This window comes from Paenibacillus sp. RS8 (genome assembly GCF_041956825.1).
Lineage (GTDB): Bacteria > Bacillota > Bacilli > Paenibacillales > Paenibacillaceae > Paenibacillus_AQ.
Genome location: NZ_CP168131.1, coordinates 2651041 through 2674482, shown reverse-complemented (window position 1 = coordinate 2674482; position 23442 = coordinate 2651041). Strand labels below are relative to the sequence as shown.

Sequence of the window (23442 nt, the reverse complement as noted above, 5' to 3'; positions counted from 1 at the left end):
GAAAAAAGGTCCTCTTCTTTAGATTAAGGAAACATCCTCCTCCGCGGTCTTTCCTTTTCTACTGCGGAAGAAAGCCCTCATCTCATCGCGTTTGCTCTTTGGACTTAGTACATACACAGTATCCCCAGGCTCAATAACAGTACTGCCATGAGGGGTGACAATCTTTTTGTTGCGGATAATTGCCGTAAATAAGATATCGTCTGGCAGACCTATTTCTGAAATTTTCTGTCCAGCAATCGGCATATTAGGATTAATTCCAATATGATTGAACTCCGAGTCTGTCTTGCCAAGAGCAACCAGCTCCATCAGTGAAGGCTGATCTGAATCTTCTTGCCCCACAAGCTTCAATCGGGAAGCTAGCGGTGAAATACTAGTTCCCTGAATCACCGCCGAGGTCAGCACGACAAAGAATACAACATTAAAGAATAGTCGTCCGTGTGGCAGATCAGCCAGCAGCGGATAAGTCGCTAACACAATCGGAACGGCTCCACGTAGTCCGGCCCAAGAAATCAATGTCTTTTCACGAATTGAGAATTTGGAAAAATGCAGGCTTATAAATACACCGATTGGCCTTGCTACAACCATCAGAATGACGGATAACAAGATGCCTTGCCAAGCCACTTCCGCCAGTTCCTGAGGAAATACTAACAAGCCCAGCAGGATGAACATGAATATTTGCATCATCCAAGCAAAGCCGTGACTAAAATTCATAATGGTACGGTGATACATGAGCTCGGAATTGCCAAGAGTAAGGCCCATAACATAAACAGCCAGCAATCCGCTGCTGTGTACCCATGCAGATAAACCATAGGTCAGAACAGCAAAACCAATAGCCATTACCGGATAAAGACCTGTTGAATCCAGATTAATTCGATTGATGCAGTAAACTGCGATCTTACCCAGCACAAAACCCAGTACTAAGCCAATTCCCATCTCCCATATAAAAGACAACAAAAGCCCCCATATCGCGATATCCGGATGCTGTATCCATTCGATCAGCGATACGGTTAAGAAAACCGCCATTGGATCGTTACTTCCTGATTCCGCTTCTAACGTAGAGGTCAAACGTTTATCAATGTTCTTACCGCCAAGAACCGAGAAGACTGCAGCCGCATCTGTCGATCCAACGATCGCTCCAAACAGAAAGCTTTCTGCCCATGACACATCGAGAATTAGCTTGGCGAATACCCCTACGATGACTGTCGTCATTATTACGCCTACCGTTGATAAGGATAATGCTGGACGAATAACAGGCTTAATATCCTTAATATTCGTCTGCATCCCCCCCTCGAATAGAATGACAACCAGTGCGAAGATCCCGGCCATTTGTGTTAAGGAAGCATTGTTAAAAAAAATAAATTGGCTCAGCACCATACCCGCAGCAAGGAACAGCACTAAAGCCGGCATTCCAAATTTAGTGGAGAACTTGGTGGAAAATACGCCTACAAGCAGGAGCGCAGCCAGTAATAATATAATATTATCTGCAAGTTGGGACACCGATTATTCACTTCCCTTTCACTTCTAGCTTAAAATATAAGAAGCTTCCTTATTTATGTACTTTATTACCCTTATCCATATCCTTTTGAGACATTGAATAATATAAACAAGATTGGAGATTTCATTCCCCTGGCCTTATACTTTATGTAAATGCTTTCTCCCCATCGTGTGTACATATAGGAGGCTGAATGTTATGCAATTGAGATTAATTAAACCTGCGGAGCTGGATCAAGCAGCTCTGCTTGCAGATTCCATCTTTCGTGAACCGGGTGCCATTTCAATGAAAGAACTGTTTCCACTTATTTTCCGCCCGGGACTCAGTCATTCGTATGCGGCTATTACCGAGGACGGAACGGTTGCAGCTTTCATGGGACTCGTACCCTCTACGATCAAAACTGGTGATGCTATTCTGAATGTATTTTCCATAGGTGCAGTCTGCACCGCACCTGCATTTCGTGGACAAGGACTAGCCGGTCAGCTACTGGAGAAATGCCAGGCCCATGCTGCGGAAGCGGGCGCATCGCTGATTTTTGTCTCGGGTGATCGCTCACTGTACACCCGAGCAGGATGCGTACCGTTCGGAGGTACGCAATTTGCCGAGCTGAACGAAGGCTCGGCTCAGGCACTTGCAGCCGCAGCAGGGGAAGAATGGACCCTGCGGCCGATGCAGCCGGGCGACTTCTTCGCCGTCAACCGGCTGCTGAATGAACGCGAAACCGGACATGTGTATAGTCCGGGTGAGCTGGCGCTGCTGCTGGGGACCGAGGCTTACGCGGGTGTGCTGGGCTTAGCCCAGCGCACACTCGTAGCCGTTCGGGACGGCAGCATCGAGGGGTTCGCCGCGGTGGCTGTGCCAGCGGCGGCAGATGTGCCCGCGCCGAGCACGGCGACGGCGGTGGAATGGGCCGGCCAGCCGAGCGCGGTAGCGGCGCTGCTGGCCAAGGCGGCACTGTGCGGCGGCGTAGGCGCGCTGCAGGTGCCAGTGCCGTGGCAGGAGCGCGGCTTGCTCGCGCTCCTGCGTGAGGCCGGCGCCTCCTTAAGCGCCGGCGCGAACAGCGGGACGGTCTGCATCGCAGACCGGGCAGCGCTTTTGCGGCAGACCGAAGGCTGCCGCAAGGGTCACGACTTGTCGTCCGTCCAGGACGACAAGGAGCTGATATCGCTGCTCTTTGATCCAGCGAGTCCGCTTCACACCTCTGATCCCTCGGGGGAGTCAGAGGCAATTCCCTTACCTTATATGTCAGGTCTCCATTTTATTTAGAAGCAACTTAAAGCATAAAAATAACCTCTGCGAGAGAATTGTCTCGCAGAGGTTATTTAGTATGCGCTATAAATGATTACATAAATTCAAATGGTAGCCTTATTCTCTGGAATACACCTGAAGCTCTTGAATGGACCAATAATTCCCGCCAGCTCCGTTCTGTACAATCTTGATATACCTCGTCTTCACTTTAGAGAAGGATATTTTAGTAAGCTCTTTCGTGCCTTTTCCAGAGGTAAGTTTGTTCCAGTTCTGAGCATCGTCAGAAATATAGACTACATAGTCTCTTGGATAATCAAAAGGTGAAAGCGTGCTATCCAAATCTATTCTTTCAATTTCATGTGCTTCACCCAGATCAATCTGAAAATACTCTCCGGAAACCTGATGTTTCCCCGTATCCCAGCGCGTGCGCCGATCCCCATCGATGGCAAGACTCGGAGCTGAGGCTGCCGTATTCACATTTGAGGTTACCTTCCATTTCGTACGATCCAGAGGAACCAGTCCGGTGGCTGTAATCTGAACTTTATCGGACAGTAAATTGGAGCCAGATACCCTTACCGCGTAGGTATATAACGTCCCTTCACGTAAATTATGATCCGTATATTCTGTAAGCTTCACATCAGTAGCTGCCACCTTCATTTCCCCACCGCTACCTTCAGCACGAAGCAGCTCGTAGCTTGCTCCCGGTGCCTCCAGCCAATTTAATTTCACAGATAAACCTTTTGTTGCCGCGGCTTTGAATCCCTTAGGCGCCGACGGTTTTACTTCAGAGGAAGGCTGCAAAATATACTGTACAGCCTCTCCCGGAGCAAGTTTCTCCGTAAAGGTTAACGTGGGAGTAGCCTTTTTCCCTGTTACATAACTTCTTGCTTTTTCATACGTATCCCCGTTTCCAAAACGTTCCCCTTCATATATAACGTTTTTCGGCATAGTCACATTTACACTCACGGTCTGCGGAGTAGACTCAAAGTTAACGAAATTAACCAGTACCTTATTCGAGGTCGCTCCGCTTCCCGCAAGAGGCTTCAACGTGGAAGTATCCACGGCCCGAACATAAACCAACTTATCGGCTAACACATCTTTATTTGCAACTTGATAAGTTAATGGAGCTCCATGCGTAGCATAAGCAAGACTAAGCCTTCTCATGATGCTGACACGTGAATCCTCATTTTCTTTTGTATAATAAATCTCTGTGGTCGCCGGATCATGTTCTTCTAAATTAAACCCGTATTTGAATAAACTGAAATCCTTAAAAAAAGCAGCATGCTGCACAAACATATCCGCATAACCGATATGTGCACGCATGATCCGATCGAATACCGCGGCTGTCCGCTCCGTTGCCCCGTATTGATAGGCGTCCACATGACTGTCCGAGGTACCAAATTCAGTGGTCAGCATTTTTTTGCCGAGTCCATTGTCTGCGCCAGCGAAAGTCTTCAAATTCTCTGTAAAGCTTCCCCCGTTACTAAAAATATAAGAGTCGCCGTACGAGTGTCCATTGGTCAAATCCGTAACCTTCTCCAGCTCCATACGCTGCTCTGGATCACGTTCCCATCCATCCGGATCTCCACATGCCTTCTCAGTTCCCTTCTGATTACCGCAGGAGTCCTCACTGTAGCCCGGCCAATACGCCCATCCTGGAGCAACAGTTTGTAAATGGGGCGCGATTTGCTTGCCCTTTTTATTTAGCCAGTCCGCAATCGCCAAATTTACTGCCTTAGAACGATTGAATAGCCCTGGCTCATTATCTACCTCATAGTATTGAAAATAGGGGCTATATTGTTCAAAATAATCTGTCAGCTTTTTCTCCGCATCAGCAGGCAACGATCCATCTGTCTTAAGCTTAATATCACCAGTATGCAAATACAGAGCAACCGCCTGCATGTTGTAATCCTGCAATACCTTGTAATATTCCATCATATTCGAGCAGGATCTCCCGACATCACTAGCACAGCTGGTACGCATCACATTACCGCTATAAGCCATACCTAGCCATTTGATAACATAAGGCAAGTGCGTAACTGCACCTTCATCAAAATAAAACTGCTTATTATTCACTACTGTTCCGGTCAGTGTGTAGCTGCCATGAATAGGCTCGGAAATTGGAGCGTTAAGAGACTCTAAACGGAGATTATCCCATGTCCACCAGGAATATTCGTCTTCTTTGTCACTGCAATATAAACAGCGAACCGTTTGCAGCTTCAATTCGTTTGATCCTATCTTTAATTGCTCCTTGGGGATATATAATTCATAGGTCTTTTGAAAGCTATATTTACTTTCTGTGCCAGCAACGCCCGCAATTTGAATGATCCCCGACAATTGATGATTGGAAAACACACTCATTTGCGGCACAGATTTATAAGCGTCTAGAATACCTACGCTAAATAAGACCCCGTTCTCCGGGATCTTATTTAGCTGATATGTGATCGTTAATTCCGGCTGGGTCTTTCCATTCAAGCCTGCAGGCAAGCTCTGAAAAGCCGATGATTTGAGCACTGAAGAAGTAACATTAAATTCCTTCTTGCTGCCGGAAGTGCCACTCGCAGCAAATTCAGCTGCTGAGCCATCATGTTGTCCCAGATTCCAGATCACAGTACCATCCGGTATTTCTGCTGCAAGATCACTTCCTGTAGACAGTCTCGGTATATTGGCACCTACCTTATAATCATTCGTTCTATTCGTTCCGAAAACTGAGACAGACAACAGAAACAAGACGGTTAATGCGGCGAATTTTAGTAATAACAGTAATGGTTTGTTTGCTGATATCTTATTTTTTCTATTAGATATTCTCCTCGTTATTCCCATCCATAGGTCCTCTCTTTCTTTCGGAATGTCTTGCCCTATCATTTCATTAGATTAAGGAAGGTACAATGCCCCTTGTGGAATCACCTGCTGCTTCTGGCTGGAACTCTCCCATAGCAAGCGAAGATTGGCATCCCCTTCATTCTCATAATATTCAATTTGGATATCATAAAGCGTTCCTGCTGTGAGCGGGATACTACCTTTATGAAGGGTTGAACTTTGATTTTTCCAATTGTCGATAATCAGCTTTCCGTCAATCCAGACACGGACTCCATCATCAGAGGATGCCGAAATCATATATTTTTCACTGAATTTGGGTTTGAGTTTCCCTTTCCAGCGTACAGAAAAGTGATCTTCATTTATCTCTGATGCAGGTGACCCACCATGCCAATTAAAATCAATCTTACGGTCATTGCGGATAAGCACCGGTTCTCCCTCTAAATCAGTATTGTTATAGTATTCTCCAGTTAAACCCGTTGGGGTTACCGGTGCTATCGAAGGGACTTCTGTTGTGAGAACATAATCCTCTCTCGATACTATAAACGAGTTATTCATGAAGCTTTTGATGGACTGTGGCGTATTATTTTCTGTCAGCAATTTGCCCCAGGTCATCATATAAACCCATTTATTTTGTTTGTTGGTTAATACATCCGGGTTCGGCAGCTGCCCACTTTCCCCGATTCCGATAGGTTTATCTTCAGCAAGTGTGAGCAGGTCCTCATAGTAGGACTGCTTATAATCATTATTGTAGATATCCGCAGCCAGAACATCGACTTTATCTGCACTGGGATAATAGGCGGCATAAGAATCTGCCCATTCATTCGGCGCGTTTGGATTCCACACCCACAGTAGATTATTCAGTTTGTGTGTGTTTACAAAACGATCATAGACAATATTCCAAAGCGCTGAAAAATTGTCCTTTTTCCCCCACCAAAACCAACCGCCATTCATTTCATGGTAAGGTCGCCATAAGACTGGAACCCCAGCATCACGCAGCTGTTCTAAATATCCAGCGATCTCATCTAGATCAGAGATTAGACTCTTATACTGAGCCGTCCCAGGCGTAACATAAGCATTAAACTTCTCTTGACTGAGACTTCTGTTTACATTGGACCATTCTGGAGAAGTTCCTGGCAAACTCTGATGGAATGTCATGGCTACAATGCCACCCGTCTGATTCCACTCCATTGCACTGTCAATTACTGCTTGCCGCTGTTCGGCGATTGTCCTTTTGGATTGATTATTAATCGCCCCTAATTCATAACCATGTAGAACGGCATTTTGTCCCGAAGTATTCTTCAGCTTATGAACCAGTTCATCTGGACTTTCTAGATAATCATGCTGACCAGACAGGATACCTTTGCCACGTAGATTCACCAAATTACTCAACAGTTGCTTGGCTTCTTCAGAAGCTGATGGATTGCTTGGTATAGCCGGGGGAAGAGAGGAAGAAACACTCATAGCCTTCGGAAGACTCTTAACCTCTCCCCAAGGCAGCAAGGAAAAAATAATAAACACCGGTAATATAGTAAACAACAATCTGTTTTGCTTATAATATTTACGCAAATAAATCCTCCTTTCGGTAGCTGTACTGCCTCCACAGGTAATAAATAACATACCTGTTATCGGACAATCGTCTTCTGACCTAATGAGGACTATAGCTTAGTAGCTCTGCAATAACGCAGAGCTACTAAGGATCGACCTTTAATTTTCATCAATCAGGAGACATCCGGAAGAAAAAGCGCACTTGCTGGAACTGTCTCTTTAACTTGACTAGCACTTTCCCACATCAAGCGGACTCTCGCATCGCCTTCATTTTCGTAATACTCCACCTTGATATCATATAGCTGACCAGCCTTCAGCGTAATATTGCCCTTACGCTCAGTGCCACTTTGCTTCGTCCAACTATCAATCACAGATTCCCCATTCACCCAGACACGGATGCCATCATCTGATGTAGTGTAAAATGTATATTGTTCATCATATAAGGGCTTAACTTTACCGCTCCAACGTATGGAGAAACGATCAATCCCAAGGGCGGCATCCGGCGATCCTTGCCGCCAATTGAAATCGATTATTGCATCGGTTCTAATAAGAGCTGCTGCTCCCGATAGCTGCATGTTGTTGTAATACTCTCCTGCAAGCCCCTTCGCGAGAGGAATTGCTGCCTCTCCCTCTTCTTCGGGAGGTGCCGGTGCGGCGCTAGGTGTGGGTACCAAGCTATTATTTAATTTATCTCTAGTCAGGGTATAGCTGCTATTCATAAAAGTTTTGATTGTATCTGCACTGTTATTCTCATAAAGCATTTTTCCCCAGCTCATCATATAAGTCCATTTACTTTGTGATTGTTGAAGCTTCTCCAGATTAGGCATTTCACCATTTTCCCCGATCGCAATCGGTTTGCCCGTGGCTAGACTCAACAAGCTATCATAGTATTTTTGCTGGTAATCATTTTCGTATATGTCTGCTGCCAGGATATCTACTTTATCAGCTCCTGGATAAGTTAACGCATACGGATCTGACCAAACATTGGGAGCATTCGGACTCCATACCCATAACAAATTATTTAATTTATGAACGTTAACAAAACGGTCATACATAATATTCCAAAGTTTAGAAAAGTTATTTTTCTTCCCCCACCAGAACCAGTTCCCGTTCATTTCATGATAGGGTCTCCAAAGTACCGGGACGTTCGCATCTCGCAAGCTTTTTAGAGATACTGCCACCTTGTCAAGTTCAGCAATCAGACTGTTATATTGCTTGGTACCCGGTGTAACGTAACTATCGAATTCACTTTGGCTAAGCGTTTTTTTAACATTATCCCAGTCATAAGAGGTGCCCGGCAGGTTAGCATGAAAAGTCATAGCTACGATCCCGCCCGCTTTATTCCAGTTGATGGCGCTGTTTACCACATTTTGACGCTGCCAGGACATCGTTCCTTCAGACTGGCCACTGATCGCACCCATTTCATAACCGTGAAGAGCTGCATACTGTCCGCTGGTTCCCTTAAGCATATTGTTAATTTCATCTGGACTTTCTAAATAGTCATGCTGGCCAGCAAGGATTCCTTTTCCTGAGATTGAGTAAAAATAGTTAAGCAGCTTTACGGCTTCAGGTGAGGCTCCCGGGGTAACTGGCGTTCCAGAATTTGAAGCAGCTATGACAACAGACGGCGAAATTCCAACAGTAAGCGGAAGTGCAGTCAGAAACAGGACGAGTGACAGAAATGCACCAAACAATCGATACGTACGGTAAGCTTTCAAAATAATCTCCCTTTCGGTAGCCAGGCTGCCACTCTTTCGAAGGCCCTATAGCTTTGCGTCCCTACCTTTCGATAGGTTTGCCTTTTCAATTTAAGAGAAATAATCTCTCTTACCGTAAGTATCGACGACAATTAATGATATATTTAGTGTTTTTATGACTTTTTTTGATAATTGAGTCAATTTACCTGTTTTAAGAAATTCCGAATTGGTTAAATAGATAGGTTAGACCTATGAAATGAATTGTTGTAGTTCTATATCATTCCAGTCTAAAGTAATACGAATATTATCTTCTTCTACTAATTCAGAACCCGTCTGTACCTCTATAAACTCAACATCCGTCAAAGCAAGGATTGCGTGCTTCGTTCCTTCCGGTATACGTACCACGTCCCCAGCCTTCACATTATGTTTTTTCTCATTCAGCACAATACTTGCTTCGCCGCTGACGATTGTCCAAATTTCACTACGTTTGCGATGTAACTGATAGCTGATATTATTCCCCTCGGATATAAAAATCCGTTTAGTCAGCACTTCATTGCCCTCGTCATATTTCACATAATCAATAACTTTGTAATGGCCCCAGCGGCGTTCCTCGTACATCGGTCTCTGTTCAAAGGTCTTCAGCACTTCTTTAATCCGTGGACTCTCGGCTTTATGGGTAACTAGAATCCCATCCGGGCTAGCCGCGATGATCAGATCCTTCGCACCAATTACCGTAATTGGAATATCCAGCTCATTAATCAAGCAAGTCCCCTCAGAATCCGCCGTCACAAAACCCTTGCCTACATGCTTGCTGCTCATTTCCTCTGTTAGCGTATTCCACGTTCCAAGATCCTTCCAGAATCCATCATACGGCTGTACCACAATATGTTCTTCTTTCTCCACCACTTCATAATCAAAGCTGATGGAAGACAATAGCTTATATTGCTTCTGCAATTCTTCATATCCTAAAGGCAACCCTTTACGCTGCAAAATATCTAACAAGTACCCTAGACGGAAGGCAAATACTCCGCAATTCCACAATGCATTTTGCTCGATAAGCTGTTCTGCTTGTATGCGGTCTGGCTTCTCTTGAAAGTGACTCACCTTCATAAAACCGTTCTCCCCCGCCTCTTCGGTGGTAGGAATGATATATCCGTATTTCTCTGAGGCGTGTTCAGGAATAACACCCATTAGAGCCAGATTTGCTCCACTTTCTAGCATAGTCCCTTCAAGCATAGCTATGGTATCGAAAAAGGATGCTTCTACATAAGGGTCAACAGGCAAAATCGCTACCGTCTCCGCTGGAGAAACACCTGCAACCGAATAAAGATAGGTAGCTGTTAAGGCGATAGCCGGAAAAGTATCCCGACGCTCCGGTTCAACGATAATCGGCACATGACTTCCCAGTTGGCTTTGTATCATTTCTACTTGGCCGCGGCCGGTGGCCAGATAAGATGATTCTGCCATCCCCGCTTCCTCCAGCTGTCTCCATACACGTTGTACCATGGATTCTGGTTCACCTTGAGGGCTTTCAAGTACCTTTAGAAATTGCTTTGAACGTGAGTCGTTGGACAACGGCCATAACCGTTTACCTGAACCGCCTGATAGAAGTACCATTTTCATAGATGAACCCTCCCTGAATTATGGAAATCGAGCATATTTGAATTGTTATCAAAACGTCAGCTTCCGCTTAGCCTTATTTCGAGCGGATGCATTAAAAAAATTTGTTAGGTATGAACCACTCCAAGGGATTTTGGACTTCCGATCGCTGTTATCCTCAGATTTCCTGATTGAACCGCTTCTCGCGGTAGAAATCCGAGGATAAAGGCGAACGCTAACGCTTCTACAGTTCCAAATTCCCTTTCCGTTCTTTACCTAACCCATTCCAATCCGTGCTGCACCGGGCTGTGCCAGCCGGAAACGAGCACGTTTTTCTAAAGATTTGCTCCTGCTCCGGGGGAGGCAGCAGCAGCAACTGCAAGAACAACGGCAAGAGCAAGACTAGTTGCCACCACGGGACAAAGACAGAGACAGAGACAATGACAACTACAAATGCTACTGCTACTGCGGTATATAATCAGAGTACCTAACTTTATAAATTGCTTAGAAACTTAAGATAAGGGAACGGAGTGGCGGGGGATAATTTTGGAACTGGAGGAGCGATAGCGTCCGCCTTTGTCTGCGGATTTTAACCGCTATTAGCGGTTAAAATCAGGAAATCTGCAGACAACAGCGGCTGGAAGTCCAAACATTCTCTGGAGTCACGCCTCATCCTTAAATAGAAAAATCACAAGTTCAATCAATATAACTCAGATTAAACCGCTCCAGCCACACTAGCAGAATAACCGCTCAATCCACCCATCTGCGGGCGGCCAACAGAATGATAAACGAGGCCGGTACCCTCGATTTGCTCCTTGGAATACACATTGCGTCCATCGATCAGCACCCCATTACGCATGCTTTTCGCCAGCTGATGCAGATCAATGTCCTTGAGTAGGCTCCAATCGGTAAGCAGGCATACGGCATCGCTGCCCTCAGCCGCTTCCTCTGGCAGATTGCACCAACGAAGCTGCGGATGATCATATTGCTGCCTGAAATTTGTAGCTGCGATTGGATCATACAGTTTAACCGTAGCCCCTTCAGCCACCAGCGCCTCAACAATCTCTCTGGCGGGAGCTTCGCGGACATCATCAGTGTTAGGCTTGAAAGCAAGCCCCCAGATCCCAATCGTCGAACTGCGCAGACTGCCAAGTGATTCATGCAGCTTGGAGATGATCATAAACCGTTGTCCTTTGTTCACTTCGACTACAGATTTCAATAATTTGAATTCGTAATCGACGTTGCCCGCAATTTGAATGAGCGCATTAGTGTCTTTCGGGAAACAGGAGCCTCCATAACCGATGCCAGCCTGCAGGAAGGATGACCCGATTCTTTGGTCCATACCCATTCCTTGTGCTACTTCGGTTACATCAGCTCCCACTTTTTCGCAAATATTGGCGATCTCGTTAATAAAGGAAATCTTCGTGGCCAAAAATGCATTCGAAGCATATTTGATCATTTCAGCACTGCGTATATCTGTTACAAATACATTTACTGTGAAACCCTTATGAAGCTCGCGCATAGTTGGTTCCAGCTCTGGATTATCGAGACCAATGACAATTCTATCGGGATGGAGGGTATCGCGAATCGCTGACCCTTCACGTAAAAACTCAGGAGCAGACACGATATCAAAAGAATGATGGGTAGATTTAGAAAGTATGTTGGAGATTTTCTCATTTGTTCCTACGGGAACTGTAGATTTTGTCATTATAATTTTGTGCCCTTCCATCGCTTTAGCGATTTCAACAGCTGCATTCTCAATGTAGGTTAAGTCTGCTTCACCATTAGGCAACGATGGCGTACCTACTGCAAGGATGATAATATCTGAACGACGTACCGAATCCTGCAGATCCGCAGAAAAGGATAATCGTTCCTCACGAAGATTCAGTTCAATCAGTTCCTCAATTCCCGGCTCATAGATGGGTGATTCCATCCGTTTCAGCTTCTTAATCTTTTCCTCGTCCTTATCCACACAGATGACATGATGTCCGCCCAGTGCAAAACATACGCCAGATACAAGACCCACATACCCAGTACCGATTACTGTCAGCTTCATACAATCATCCTCCTTTTAGAAAATTGACGTAGGCCTGCTCAACATACTGCTTGAACTTAACCATAAACGCCTGCTCATCAAATTTACGTGCATGCTCCATAATTTGATCGATATCCCAAGCGTAGGACTCTACCTCGTAAATAGCCTTTAGTAGATCCTCCACTTCTTGATGCTGAAAGAACACACCATTTACATAAGGAATAATAGTATCTAGTGCACCACCTGCTTGATAAGCAATGACCGGTCTTCCCGCAGCGTTCGCTTCCAGCGGTGTGATTCCAAAGTCCTCTTCTCCCGGAAAAATAAATGCTCTACACTGTGCCATCATTCCGGTTACTTGCTCATCTTCTAGCCGGCCTAGAAACGATACATTGTCCTTAGCCATGCCTTCGAGACGTTTACGATCTGGTCCATCCCCTACGATGTACAGCTTAAGACCGTTACGGTTAAAAGCCTCTACAGCTAAATCAATCCGTTTGTAAGAAACAAGTCGAGATACAATTAAATAATAGTCACCAATACTAGAAGAGCTTGTGAAACGAGCTGTATTAATCGGTGGAAATATGACATCTGCATCCCGGTGATAATAGTTCTGAATCCTCGTCTTCACTACTGAAGAATTGGCTACGAACTGATTCACATTTTTAGAAGTCCGCTGGTCCCACGATTTGAGCTGCTGCATGTATACCTTAAGCATTTTCTTGAACAACCCGGAATTCGACTGACGTTCCATGTAGGTATCATAATCCCATGCAAAGCGCATAGGCGTATGGCAGTAACAAAGATGAAACGTATGTTTAGGAACTTGAATACTTTTCATAAAAGCACTGCTCGAACTCAGGACGATATCGAAACCGCGAAAGTCCAAATCACGGATGGCCATTGGGTAAAGTGGCAGCACCCCTTTAAAATTGGTCTTTACCCCCGGTATCTTTTGCAGCCAGGAGGCACGTATATCCGCATCTTTGAGATTGTCAGTAAGGCGGCTTCCGTTAAAAACCGTTGTGTAGATTGGAGCCTCGGGATACATGTGATGAAAGACTTCCACCACTCTTTCCGCGCCGCCCATTTGGATTAAGTAATCGTGCGCTATCGCAATTTTCATGTGAATCATCCTCAAAGTTTTATGGAGCATCATCTTCAGAATTACCGTGTCATCTCATCTGTCAGGTGCTCGCCAACAAACCTTTATAGTAGTCAACGATGTCCTTGACCGTATTCTCGATAACAAACTGCTCTTTCACTCGTTTCATCCCATTGTCCGCCATCCGCCGTCTTTCTTCTGGGTGATCCAGCATCCATTTAATGGAGTCTGCCAGTATCGCCGCGTCTCCAGGCTCTATCAGTAATCCTGTCTCACCTGGAACTACAATTTCTACCGGCCCGCCTTCATTGGAGGCAACAACCGGTAATCCTGCTGCCATTCCTTCAACGATCACTTGGCCAAAAGGCTCAGGAGTTACCGAAGTATGAATCAGTAAATCAGCGGTATTCATAAGGCCTTGAATATCATCCACATGCCCTAGCATGCTTACATTAGTAAGCTCGTCGTTTTTTATCTTTTGAAGCAACTCCTGCTTATAAGCCTCTTCTCCAAAGAGAGCGTCTCCGGCCAGCCAGAACTTCACGCGAGGTTCGTTCTTAAAGCTTTTTGCGGCTTCCAGCACAATATGCTGGCCCTTCCAATGCGCCAATCGACCAACTAGCAATACGTTAAATTCCTTCTGATCCCGCATGCCGATCCCATTACCAATCGCTTTAGCGAATGCGGAGTATACGACCAGCGTTTTCTTCGAACGCGGCAGCTCCAAAGCATTCAGCGTAGAATGTGAATTCGCGATGACTCCATTTGGGAGCAGGCGCGACAGTAAACGAATTCCTTTAGCAACAACAGGCTTTAAATAAGGAGCTCCAATATGGTCCCGGATGTGCCAAATCAATGGAACGCCCGCTATTTTAGCAGCGATGGCTCCGTATAATGCAGATTTCAGAGAATTGGTGTGCACGCAATCTACCTTCTCCGCTTTTAAGAGCGGAGCAAGCTTACGACCGTAAGCCAACAGCTTGAAGGCTGCAGCAGGTGCTCCCAAGTTGACTGCATTTCTACCACGACTTCTGATGCTCTCATCTAGCGGAATAATACGGACATCCATTCCCTTTTCACGTAGCCGTTCAGCCAGCGCACCATCCTCGGCCAGGATTACAAGTGGATCAATCTGTTCTCCAATATGGGTAAGGATGTTAAATAGGGCAACTTCTCCACCACTCCATTTAGCAGTGTGATCTATATAGGCCACTCTAAGCATTACGTGGTCACCTCCTCTCCTAAGGCTTGTAGGAACACGGATTCTACTTGATCCGTAACATGCTCCCAGGTATATCTCTCCAGTACATGTTCTCTACATTCATCCCGGCTCGGAAGCAGCTTTCGATTGCTAAGCATATGGATCATGCCTTCGGCCATGTGGTCACTACTTGGACTCTTAAATAGCAATTCCGGCCGGAAGCCTTGCAGGATTTCCTTATTGCCGCCAATCGGTGTAGCCATCACTGGCAATCCTGAAGATAAGGCTTCAACGGTAATCAAACCAAAGCCCTCCAATGCCTGTGAGGGAACCACGAACATGTCCGCTGCCTGATAATAAGAGGCTAGTTCATGATCGGGAATGTAGCCTAGCAGTCTTACCTTGTTGCTTAAGCCATAGTCTGCGATCTTTTCTTCAAGTTCCCCCCGCAGCGGCCCTTTGCCACCAATCAGCAGCATCGCATTCGGGAAACGCTCCGCAACTTGCTTCCAAGCTTCAAGCAGCTGGAGTAGTCCCATCCGATTGACCAACCGCCGGACAGTCAGCACGGTTGTTGCTCCCTCAGGTAAATTTAAGCTTCGGCGAATCGCCAATCGATTCGTAGCGGGAATAAAACGTTCCACATTAGCTGCTCCTGGTATCACTATAATTTTGTGTAGAGGCACTCCGTGCAGCTTATGGAGAATATCGCGGAACGTCTCACTAAGCACGATGAACTTATCCGCTAGCTTATAAGCTCTATGTTCAATGGATTTGGCGATAGTTGTCTTGACCCGGTGCTTAATGCCTTGGCCTTCAATTTTCATTTCTTCATTCCATGGACCATGAAAAGTCATCACTACAGGAATCCCACGTTTTTTTGCTTCCAGCGCTGGACCAATACCGTAAGGAGCGAAGTGAGTGTATAAAATATCTATACGGCCACTGCCCTCTCCCATCAGATCAGCCGCTTTACGCTGGAAAGCATCCTTACGTTTCCAGATCCCATCCTTTGGATCTCCGGCATTGTGAATAATCAATTCCTCGGGTGTAGCAGGCGTTTCTTGACTGCAAATCAACGCATGCACCCGATTACGTGAGGAGAGTTGCTCGCAAACGGATTTGAAATACGTGTTAAGCCCACCCGGCTGTAGCGACGGCCAGCTAAGACCAGTCGTCATAATGTTCAATCCGTCACTGTACGGCATAGCTTCTCTCTCCTTTATTCTCCTTCTCAATCTGACTCTTCTTCGCATTGTGCTGAGTCAGCTTTCCCGATCTAATTAATTCGTAAAGCTTGAAGCCGACCATGAATTCATACATGACCCAGAATACGGATACACCGAAACCTGACATTCCCTTCTTGAACAACCCGTGTAAGAAATACTTTTGCAGGAACCGGGCTGGCGGTCTTACCAGCAGATGACTGACCCGAAATCGTTTGCCCTTGGCATACGCACTTTCAGCTTCCAAGTCAGTGTACTTATTGAAGCGTGCCACATGATCGTTAATACTGCGGTACCCATAATGCCAGAGCGTTCCTGTCAAACGTATAGTTCGCTCTTCAGAAACCTCGGGCATTTCGTGCACCAAGCTGTTTCGAATGCCATAAGCTTTACGGTTGTAAAGGCGCACTAGATATTCGCCACGATCCAGCCATCTGCCCATAAAGTCGCCGATCCGATAGATAGAATAGGCAACCGATTGATCGATAAGCCCCGGTTTCAGTTCAAGAATACTTGCGGCCAACTCGTCGCTCACCACTTCGTCAGTATCAATAAGGAAGACCCAATCATGAACCGCGCGTTCTACTCCGAACTCCCTCTGTTTCGCATATCCGGGCCATGGGTTGACATATACTCGACAATTTAAGCTTTCGGAAAGCTGTACTGTCCCGTCCTTGCTGCCTCCGTCAATCACAACCACTTCGTCGGCGAATAACCTGCAGGATTGTATGGCTTTAGATATTCGAACTTCGTCATCCTGAGCGATAATGACAGCCGATATTGGATAATCGCCTTGGCCGCCTACCACGCTTTTTACTGAATCCATGAAGGTTTCCTCCTTTGTCTTTCGCATTATCCATTCATATCCATCGGTTTCTTGCGAATGTAAGAATTCATCGTCGTCTTCATCCACTGGATGTCCTCCCGGGTAATGAGTAACCGTGGAAGTTTAACTTTTAAGGTGTACTTTATATTGAGAACAATGAAGAAGAATCGCAGGATTGATGATGACAACATCGCTATCCCTGCTCCGAGTAAGCCAAATTTAGGGATGAGCAGGAACAACATTGGGATAACCAAGAGTAAGCCGAAACCTTGAAGCATCGAAACAATTTTCGGCTTGCCTAGCGCCATAAAGGCCTGCGCCAGAATGATCGTCCCTCCGCTAATGGTCACTTCAAGGAGCAACAAGCGAAACACGGTTAATGCTGCATTGAAGTCTTTGCCGTACATCAGCGGAATCACTAAAGGGGCTAAGAGCATCAGGACTACTCCGCCAAACATGGTGAAGGTCGTACTTATTCGGAAGGCTTTGAATGTTAACTCAACTGCCTGTTCTTTTGACAGCTCAGAAGCCTTAGGAAACAACACGACCGTAATCGAGCTTGAGAAAAAATTAACCATTCGCGATAGACTCACAGCCACTACATACAGCCCCAGATCAGCAGGTCGTAACAAACCGGCAATTACGATCTGATCGATATAGGTAGAGAAATTACCAAGCAAGTCATTGCCGTAAGAACCCAGCCCGTAAGTGAATAATCTTTTTAAATTCTGAAAGGCCCCTCTCATCTTCACCTTATAGGTGCGAAGCAAGGAAATCGTCATTCCGATAAACAGTGGCGCTCCCGGAAGGAGATAGGCAACTGCAGTTGTAAAAGGATTCATCTGATCCAGCGCGATCAATATCCCAATCATTATCAGTGTAAGCAATGGGACTAGATAGCGAATCCAATTAAACCTCTTGTATTCTCCTCTGAATTGAAAAGCTGCATTGTTAATTTGAGAGATCACTATAATCGGACACAGAATCATAGACCACTGAGCAAAGGTCACGACCTCCGGACTGAAGGATTTCAGCCAGTAAGGCAAGACCACGATACCAATAATCATCGCTATGACCCCAAAAATGATACCAAGCAGCAATGCCATACGATAAAGCACTCCGGCATCATCCGGGTTTTTCTTAGCGTTATAGATCAGAGCTGACGGAATCCCAAAGCTCATGCTAAACGCCAGAAACTGTGACCAGTTAATCATTGCCGTCTGTTCCCCACGCCCTGTCGGCCCAAGATAACGGGCGGTCAGTACACCCGTTAACATGTTAATCAGTAGGATCATGACACTGACAAACATAGTTTTTACGGCTGCCGAGCTGTTGTCCTTACTCTTTGTGAACATTCTAAAGGATGACCAGATTGTTCTAGTGGGGAGAGACTTTGCATTCAACTGCTGCATACGGTGTTCCCTTCCTTCTACTCTGAGTAATCTCCCTTGCGCTGAGGCCAAGACCGATTAGCATCCAGATTAAGTATCCCTTGAGTCCGGGAAACCCATTATCTGACACCAGACTGACTATCGCACCGGTCCAAGTAGCTAACGCAAGTCGGGCGTATGGCTGCAATTGGTCCCTTCTGATTACTCTAGCGAATATCTGTTTGACAACTGCGCCTAAAGCTCCGAAGAAGAAAATAGCACCCAGAACACCAAAGGTTAGCAGTAAGGCGATAACTCCGTTATCCATAATTCCATACTCTCCAAGCTCACCGTCGTTACCAAGCTTAGTCCCTTGACCTACACTACCAATTCCCTGACCTACTGGATTGGCGGCGACCATCGGCAGCATGTTTTGCCATAAACTTAGTCGTTCATTATAAGAGTGATCTTCCTGAACAGAAGAAAGTGTCTCTACCCGGGCCACCAGTCCTTCGGCACCAGGCAATTTCGGTACTACCCAGAACAACGCAGCAGCCACAAAAGCTAATTGGATCAAGGTTTTCCATTTTCCCTTAGAAGGAGAGGTTCCAATGTACATGAGCAACATCACCAGAAGTATCAGCCATGCCGCGCGTACTAAGGTAGTCAGAAGGCAGATTACAACCAGCAGAACACCAATCCAGCGCAATGTTCCCCGCCATTTTTTCTCCAGTATCATTGGAACTAAAGCAAATGCTAAGAATGTTGCAGCCGGACCCGGTGAGTTGAGTGTGGAGAACACTCGAATTTCCAATGGATATGGATTTCCGATGGACATCATGTCCGCATGTTTCATCCAGAACACATCCCAAGGTGGCACAGTCAAATACTGAACAATCCCGTAAATGGCAACTAGGACGGCAATATTGGAAAAAGCCTTAAGCAATCGATCGATATCCCTCGGCTTGAACTTTGTGACGGCAAAGTACGGCAATAGCAGCAGTGGCACAATATAATTCGCTAAGTCATAAACTGAGCCCATACCATTCTTGGCCAAGCCGATTAAAGCTCCATAACCCAGCGCAACTGCGAACAGTAACATGATCCGCGTGGAGGCTTTTTGAATATTGTGAATCTCCTTCAGCAGCGGAATAATCAAGGTTACACCGGTTAACAAGGGGGCTAAACTTAGCAAGGATACAGAGTGATACACTCCTTCTGACCAGTCAGCAATGCGGCGTAGCTCTGGAGCAACTGCCCAGATTAGCAAGGTATACGCAACCAGCATTTTGGGTCTAAGTATGGCTAACAAGAAGGCTGGGAATAGGATGGCTGAGAGAATGGCTCCCTGCAGACTGTTCGATGAACTCAGCAGCGCACTGGAGAATCCGATGATCAGCGGAAGAGAGACACCTACAGCAACAGTTCCCCCTGTTATACCAGCTGCCTTGATAAACCTAACAGATGGGGGCGTAAATACACTCATTCCAAGCCTCCTTCCTTCACCTTATCCCGCTTACGCAGTTCCTTAAGTAATAAAAGTAGAAATTGTGCATCATCTACAAGATATCTTTTCCAGAGTCGACCCGGCTCTTGGCTAAGCCGCCAGAACCATTCGAACCCTGTTTTTTGCATGAAGCTAGGCGCTCGTTTCACTGAGCCTGATAGAAAATCAAAGGTCGCTCCCACTCCGATCGATATCGGAGCTTGATAAGAGGTATAGTGGCGATAAATCCACTTTTCCTGCTTAGGCGCTCCTACACCAACAAACACGATATCTGGCTGGCACTCAGTCAGCATCTCTATAATGCGTTCATTCTCCTCCTCATTGTGCTCGAATCCATAGGATGGAGAATAACAGCCAACTACATTTATTCCGGGATGCGCTGTTTTCAAATTCATCGCTGCCCGTTCCGCTACGCCTTCAGCTGAGCCTAAGAAGAACAGCCGGTACTTCCTTTGCTCAAAGGCGTTGCCCAATCGATTAAATAGATCCGCTCCGGATACCTTTTGCTTAAGCGGCTTGCCTAGCATTTTGGATGCCCAGATCAGTGGCATTCCGTCAGCAACAACTGCGCCTGCCTTCGAATACACCGTTTGAAATTCTTTATCCTTACGAAGCTTGATCACATGGTCTACATTGCAAGTGAGGATATAAGACTGATTCCTCTCCTGAATGGTTTTATCAATGTAATCAAGCAGATCCATAAAATCATAATTATCAAAATTGACATCGAACATATTCACTTGATTCATCGTATCACTTCTTTTTGTGGGGAATCGGTTGGCTGTGAAGATCGATACAGGCAGTTCAGGTACCAACAGAACGGAATAATAAATTGGACCGTCGACAGCGTGTTATCGGAGAATGAGTAGATTAAAAACGCTGCAATAAATAACAGATAATAAGGTTTGATCGGCGGAGCCAATGCTCTGTACACCAGAATAAATACAGCCAATAAAGAGAACATCAACAGAATAGCGCCAATATATCCCCCATCGAAGTAAAAGCGGATATACTCGTTGTGCGGAACTACAAAACCCTTGTACAACGTTCCATCATTTGCTACCGTAACTGCTCCAAGCCCTCTGCCAGACCAAGGAGAATCCGCAGCCTTATTTAAGAAATACTCCCATGCCTCCGACCTTCCTGATAAATCAACAGCCGTATCTGTCTGTCTCTCAAAGGAACGTTTCTCAAAATTATCGAGCTGCCAGAAGACAGCGACCATAATCAGGAAAAATGCACCCAACAACGGAATTAGCAGATAGGTTCTGCCCTTCAAATATTGACGAAGAATATCATAGAAGTAATAGAGAACGGTAAGTCCAAGTGCCAATATAGGCCCTCTTGTTCCTGTTCCAATCAAGATAAAGAAATTTAGAACTAACATGATATAGAAAAAGCGTGCTTGCTGCGGATTCCGCTTCACCTCTATAAATGGAATCGCTACTCCCATAAAGGCCAGCATCGCTAGATGCGCAGGAATATTAGCCCCCTGAATCCGTACAGCGCCTGTATACTCGATGTTGAGAAAATTATGAACATGCGCAAGCTGCAGCAACAAACCAACCACTACGCTAACAAGGGGAAGCATACAGATAATTTTGATTTGCAGCTCGGCTACATTCTTTTTCCAGTTAATTAATAAAAATACGAATGGAATAGATAGACCGATAAAAGCTTTAACTGCAATGGATGAGGTCATTTCTGGCAGCCAAATCGAAGATCCAAAGGTAATCACTAGAAGCGCCACCATTGCCCACAAGGGGTGACTCAGACGAAACCGCAAACCATTGACCAGAATACAAGGAACAAGCAGCATCACGATAACCAATTTATAAAGTGACAGTATTTCCATTCCGAACATGCTGCCATCATATAAAAAGTTAATCGATATTGCCGTCGTTATTAAAACGAAATAACTGATCCACTCCGGCCGTGAAATCGAGATTCCCAGCAAAATAATCAGAAGCACGGCAGCTATCGCAATCATCGGCTGGTAGATGACCGCCGTTCCAAAGAACAGGGCCGACATGAGATAGAGCATCCCGTATGGCAAAACATTTAATTTGGAGCCCCACTCAAAATTAGTCATGTTAATCCCTCACCCCGCTGCGGAATGCCTCTCCCGATTGAGAATCATATGAAGCGTTCCACGAATACTCTCCAGCCTGCATTTGTTCAAAAGTCTTCTCCCTTTGCTTCGTGAAAGAATAGAATCAGCCAGGATATACACGAGCTTAGCGGCTGTTTTTCCCATTAGAAGCAGCTTGCCTTTTATTCCTTCGCTTTTCATAGCATTTGAGATTCCTTGGCTATAGTACCGCCTCATGATCCAATCTTCCGTCAAACGAGCCGCTGGAACAAAATGATCAACGGCCATTTCCGGATGATAAAGAATGGAATGCCCTTCTTTTTGAATCTGTCCGAATAACCAAGTCTCTTCCCCAGAGAGGAGAGAATCTCCCTTCCTTCCTAGGTCTAAAGGAAAAAGACTGATGTCGAATACAAGCTTCCGCATTGCCATATTGGCTCCACAAGGGTGAAGCTGCTTGGGATATTCCTTAATCCGGCTGCCTAAATCAACAATGGTGTATGGAAGTTCGAAGGGCTTAATCAACCAATCCGGACGTTTACTTTCGAAGATAGGAGAGATTTTGCCTCCCATAGCCATAACCTCCGGTTTACTCTCAAAAGTACTGACAATCGTTGTAATCCAACTCCGGCAAGGTATCGCATCATCATCTAGGAAGGCGATCAGCTGGGATTTGGAAGCCAGAATCCCTGTATTCCTAGCCGCTGACAGCCCCTGTATAGGTTCCATCATGTAGCGGATATCCACATCAGCTCCATGTGTTCTTATGAACTTTTTGACGCACGCTTCAGTATCATCCTTGGAACAGTTATCCACAACAATGATCTCCGCCTGCTCTAAGTAATCCAACTTTAAAAGTGACTGAAGCGTCTTGATCAATAAAGGTGCTCTGTTGTAGGTACAGATGATAATGGAAAGCTTAGGAACGTCTCCGTATTCACGCATCGGCATTCACCTAATTTCCACATTATTAATAAGCATCTTTTGAACCGAGTAACATCAGCCCAGTTTTAGCAATGATTTTTAGATCCAGCATGGTACTCCTAATATGAATGTAGGTTAAGTCCAGCTGAACCATTTCGTCGAAGCCCACACTGTTTCGGGCATTTACTTGCCAATACCCGGTACAGCCTGGTGTAACCGTCAAACGCTGTTTGTCATATTCCGTATATTGGGCCACTTCTTCTGGCAGTGGAGGACGAGGACCAACCAGGCTCATTTGCCCTATCAGCACATTCCACAGCTGAGGTAGCTCATCGATGCTCGTCTTGCGCAAAAATCTCCCGATCTGTGTGATCCGAGGATCGTTCTTAATCTTGAACATTGCACCGCTCACTTCGTTATAGGCCATCAGGTTTTCCTTTAACTCCTCAGCGTTGCTAACCATGGATCTGAACTTATACATAGGGAACTGCTTTTCATTCTTGCCAACCCGGTTTTGCCGAAAGAACACTTTACCCTTCGGATCTTCCAGCTTGATCAGAATCGCCACGACAACAAATAATGGCATTAACACGAGAAGACCAAGAGCGGAAAAAAAGATATCGATCATCCGTTTCATTATCAGATAGGACTCCGCTTCTTTCCTTCTCTCATCGGTATGCAGCATGTAAAGTTTCGGCAGGACCGCCTCGTAGTCTTCCGGCAGTTTTTGCATGCTCATCCTCCTCATCTAAAAT

General features: G+C 45.7%; 17 protein-coding genes and 1 riboswitch. Of the genes, 1 reads left to right on the top strand and 16 read right to left on the bottom strand.

Annotated elements, in window-relative coordinates; genetic code table 11:
* Positions 1 to 18: 18 nt before the first annotated feature.
* On the bottom strand, positions 19 to 1497 hold the full coding sequence (locus ACDZ28_RS13240) for a potassium/proton antiporter (protein ID WP_042124457.1): 1479 nt from the start codon (positions 1495 to 1497) through the stop codon (positions 19 to 21).
* A gap of 193 nt (positions 1498 to 1690) precedes the next feature.
* Here ACDZ28_RS13240 and ACDZ28_RS13235 point away from each other — a divergent pair, with 193 nt between their 5' ends.
* Positions 1691 to 2758, top strand: a complete 1068-nt coding sequence (locus tag ACDZ28_RS13235; protein WP_375104891.1) for a GNAT family N-acetyltransferase — start codon at positions 1691 to 1693, stop codon at positions 2756 to 2758.
* A 99-nt stretch (positions 2759 to 2857) separates the two neighbouring features.
* Here the strand turns inward: ACDZ28_RS13235 and ACDZ28_RS13230 are convergent, their stop codons facing one another.
* From ACDZ28_RS13230 to ACDZ28_RS13160, 15 genes are all read right to left on the bottom strand, one after another.
* A complete protein-coding gene (locus ACDZ28_RS13230) occupies positions 2858 to 5563 on the bottom strand; it encodes a discoidin domain-containing protein (RefSeq protein ID WP_081953995.1) in 2706 nt (901 codons plus the stop codon).
* Between the two features lie 51 nt (positions 5564 to 5614).
* On the bottom strand, positions 5615 to 7126 hold the full coding sequence (locus ACDZ28_RS13225) for a glycosyl hydrolase (RefSeq protein WP_052414461.1): 1512 nt from the start codon (positions 7124 to 7126) through the stop codon (positions 5615 to 5617).
* 152 nt (positions 7127 to 7278) lie between these two features.
* Entirely contained in the window at positions 7279 to 8823 is a 1545-nt protein-coding gene (locus ACDZ28_RS13220) for a glycosyl hydrolase (protein ID WP_375104890.1), read from the bottom strand.
* Positions 8824 to 8835: 12 nt separating this feature from the next.
* Positions 8836 to 8915: riboswitch (cyclic di-GMP riboswitch) on the bottom strand.
* A 136-nt stretch (positions 8916 to 9051) separates the two neighbouring features.
* A complete protein-coding gene (locus ACDZ28_RS13215) occupies positions 9052 to 10425 on the bottom strand; it encodes a sugar phosphate nucleotidyltransferase (RefSeq protein WP_042124450.1) in 1374 nt (457 codons plus the stop codon).
* A gap of 691 nt (positions 10426 to 11116) precedes the next feature.
* Positions 11117 to 12457, bottom strand: coding sequence for a UDP-glucose/GDP-mannose dehydrogenase family protein (locus tag ACDZ28_RS13210; protein WP_042124448.1), 1341 nt, complete (start codon positions 12455 to 12457; stop codon positions 11117 to 11119).
* Between the two features lie 4 nt (positions 12458 to 12461).
* Positions 12462 to 13562 (bottom strand): glycosyltransferase, encoded by a 1101-nt coding sequence (locus ACDZ28_RS13205; protein WP_042124446.1) that lies wholly within the window; start codon positions 13560 to 13562, stop codon positions 12462 to 12464.
* Between the two features lie 61 nt (positions 13563 to 13623).
* On the bottom strand, positions 13624 to 14763 hold the full coding sequence (locus ACDZ28_RS13200) for a glycosyltransferase family 4 protein (RefSeq protein ID WP_042124445.1): 1140 nt from the start codon (positions 14761 to 14763) through the stop codon (positions 13624 to 13626).
* Positions 14763 to 15950: a glycosyltransferase family 4 protein gene (locus ACDZ28_RS13195; RefSeq protein WP_339289382.1), complete on the bottom strand. Its 1188-nt coding sequence runs from the start codon at positions 15948 to 15950 to the stop codon at positions 14763 to 14765. The genes ACDZ28_RS13200 and ACDZ28_RS13195 overlap by 1 nt, the downstream gene beginning before the upstream one ends.
* Entirely contained in the window at positions 15937 to 16794 is an 858-nt protein-coding gene (locus tag ACDZ28_RS13190) for a glycosyltransferase family 2 protein (protein ID WP_042124442.1), read from the bottom strand. The genes ACDZ28_RS13195 and ACDZ28_RS13190 overlap by 14 nt, the downstream gene beginning before the upstream one ends.
* A gap of 26 nt (positions 16795 to 16820) precedes the next feature.
* A complete protein-coding gene (locus ACDZ28_RS13185) occupies positions 16821 to 18149 on the bottom strand; it encodes an oligosaccharide flippase family protein (protein WP_231574048.1) in 1329 nt (442 codons plus the stop codon).
* Positions 18150 to 18171: 22 nt separating this feature from the next.
* Positions 18172 to 19650, bottom strand: coding sequence for an O-antigen ligase family protein (locus ACDZ28_RS13180; RefSeq protein WP_339289381.1), 1479 nt, complete (start codon positions 19648 to 19650; stop codon positions 18172 to 18174).
* Positions 19647 to 20420 (bottom strand): WecB/TagA/CpsF family glycosyltransferase, encoded by a 774-nt coding sequence (locus tag ACDZ28_RS13175; RefSeq protein WP_042124436.1) that lies wholly within the window; start codon positions 20418 to 20420, stop codon positions 19647 to 19649. The genes ACDZ28_RS13180 and ACDZ28_RS13175 overlap by 4 nt, the downstream gene beginning before the upstream one ends.
* Complete coding sequence (locus ACDZ28_RS13170) at positions 20417 to 21763, bottom strand: O-antigen ligase (RefSeq protein WP_042124434.1); 1347 nt, start codon at positions 21761 to 21763, stop codon at positions 20417 to 20419. Before ACDZ28_RS13170 ends, ACDZ28_RS13175 begins: the two co-directional genes overlap by 4 nt.
* A gap of 9 nt (positions 21764 to 21772) precedes the next feature.
* Positions 21773 to 22708 carry a glycosyltransferase gene (locus ACDZ28_RS13165; RefSeq protein ID WP_339289379.1) on the bottom strand — a complete coding sequence of 312 codons (936 nt, stop codon included), beginning with the start codon at positions 22706 to 22708 and terminating at the stop codon, positions 21773 to 21775.
* 25 nt (positions 22709 to 22733) lie between these two features.
* Entirely contained in the window at positions 22734 to 23426 is a 693-nt protein-coding gene (locus tag ACDZ28_RS13160) for a sugar transferase (RefSeq protein ID WP_042124430.1), read from the bottom strand.
* Between the last annotated feature and the right edge of the window lie 16 nt (positions 23427 to 23442).

Bases quoted from the DNA above. Each gene is read 5' to 3' on its own strand.
- ACDZ28_RS13230 (WP_081953995.1), bottom strand. From the start codon at position 5,563: ATGGGAATAACGAGGAGAATATCTAATAGAAAAAATAAGATATCAGCA.
- ACDZ28_RS13170 (WP_042124434.1), bottom strand. From the start codon at position 21,763: ATGACTAATTTTGAGTGGGGCTCCAAATTAAATGTTTTGCCATACGGG.
- ACDZ28_RS13165 (WP_339289379.1), bottom strand. From the start codon at position 22,708: ATGCGTGAATACGGAGACGTTCCTAAGCTTTCCATTATCATCTGTACC.
- ACDZ28_RS13205 (WP_042124446.1), bottom strand. From the start codon at position 13,562: ATGAAAATTGCGATAGCGCACGATTACTTAATCCAAATGGGCGGCGCG.
- ACDZ28_RS13180 (WP_339289381.1), bottom strand. From the start codon at position 19,650: ATGAGTGTATTTACGCCCCCATCTGTTAGGTTTATCAAGGCAGCTGGT.
- ACDZ28_RS13210 (WP_042124448.1), bottom strand. From the start codon at position 12,457: ATGAAGCTGACAGTAATCGGTACTGGGTATGTGGGTCTTGTATCTGGC.
- ACDZ28_RS13215 (WP_042124450.1), bottom strand. From the start codon at position 10,425: ATGAAAATGGTACTTCTATCAGGCGGTTCAGGTAAACGGTTATGGCCG.
- ACDZ28_RS13195 (WP_339289382.1), bottom strand. From the start codon at position 15,950: ATGCCGTACAGTGACGGATTGAACATTATGACGACTGGTCTTAGCTGG.
- ACDZ28_RS13235 (WP_375104891.1), top strand. From the start codon at position 1,691: ATGCAATTGAGATTAATTAAACCTGCGGAGCTGGATCAAGCAGCTCTG.
- ACDZ28_RS13160 (WP_042124430.1), bottom strand. From the start codon at position 23,426: ATGAGCATGCAAAAACTGCCGGAAGACTACGAGGCGGTCCTGCCGAAA.
- ACDZ28_RS13200 (WP_042124445.1), bottom strand. From the start codon at position 14,763: ATGCTTAGAGTGGCCTATATAGATCACACTGCTAAATGGAGTGGTGGA.
- ACDZ28_RS13185 (WP_231574048.1), bottom strand. From the start codon at position 18,149: ATGTTCACAAAGAGTAAGGACAACAGCTCGGCAGCCGTAAAAACTATG.
- ACDZ28_RS13175 (WP_042124436.1), bottom strand. From the start codon at position 20,420: ATGAATCAAGTGAATATGTTCGATGTCAATTTTGATAATTATGATTTT.
- ACDZ28_RS13190 (WP_042124442.1), bottom strand. From the start codon at position 16,794: ATGGATTCAGTAAAAAGCGTGGTAGGCGGCCAAGGCGATTATCCAATA.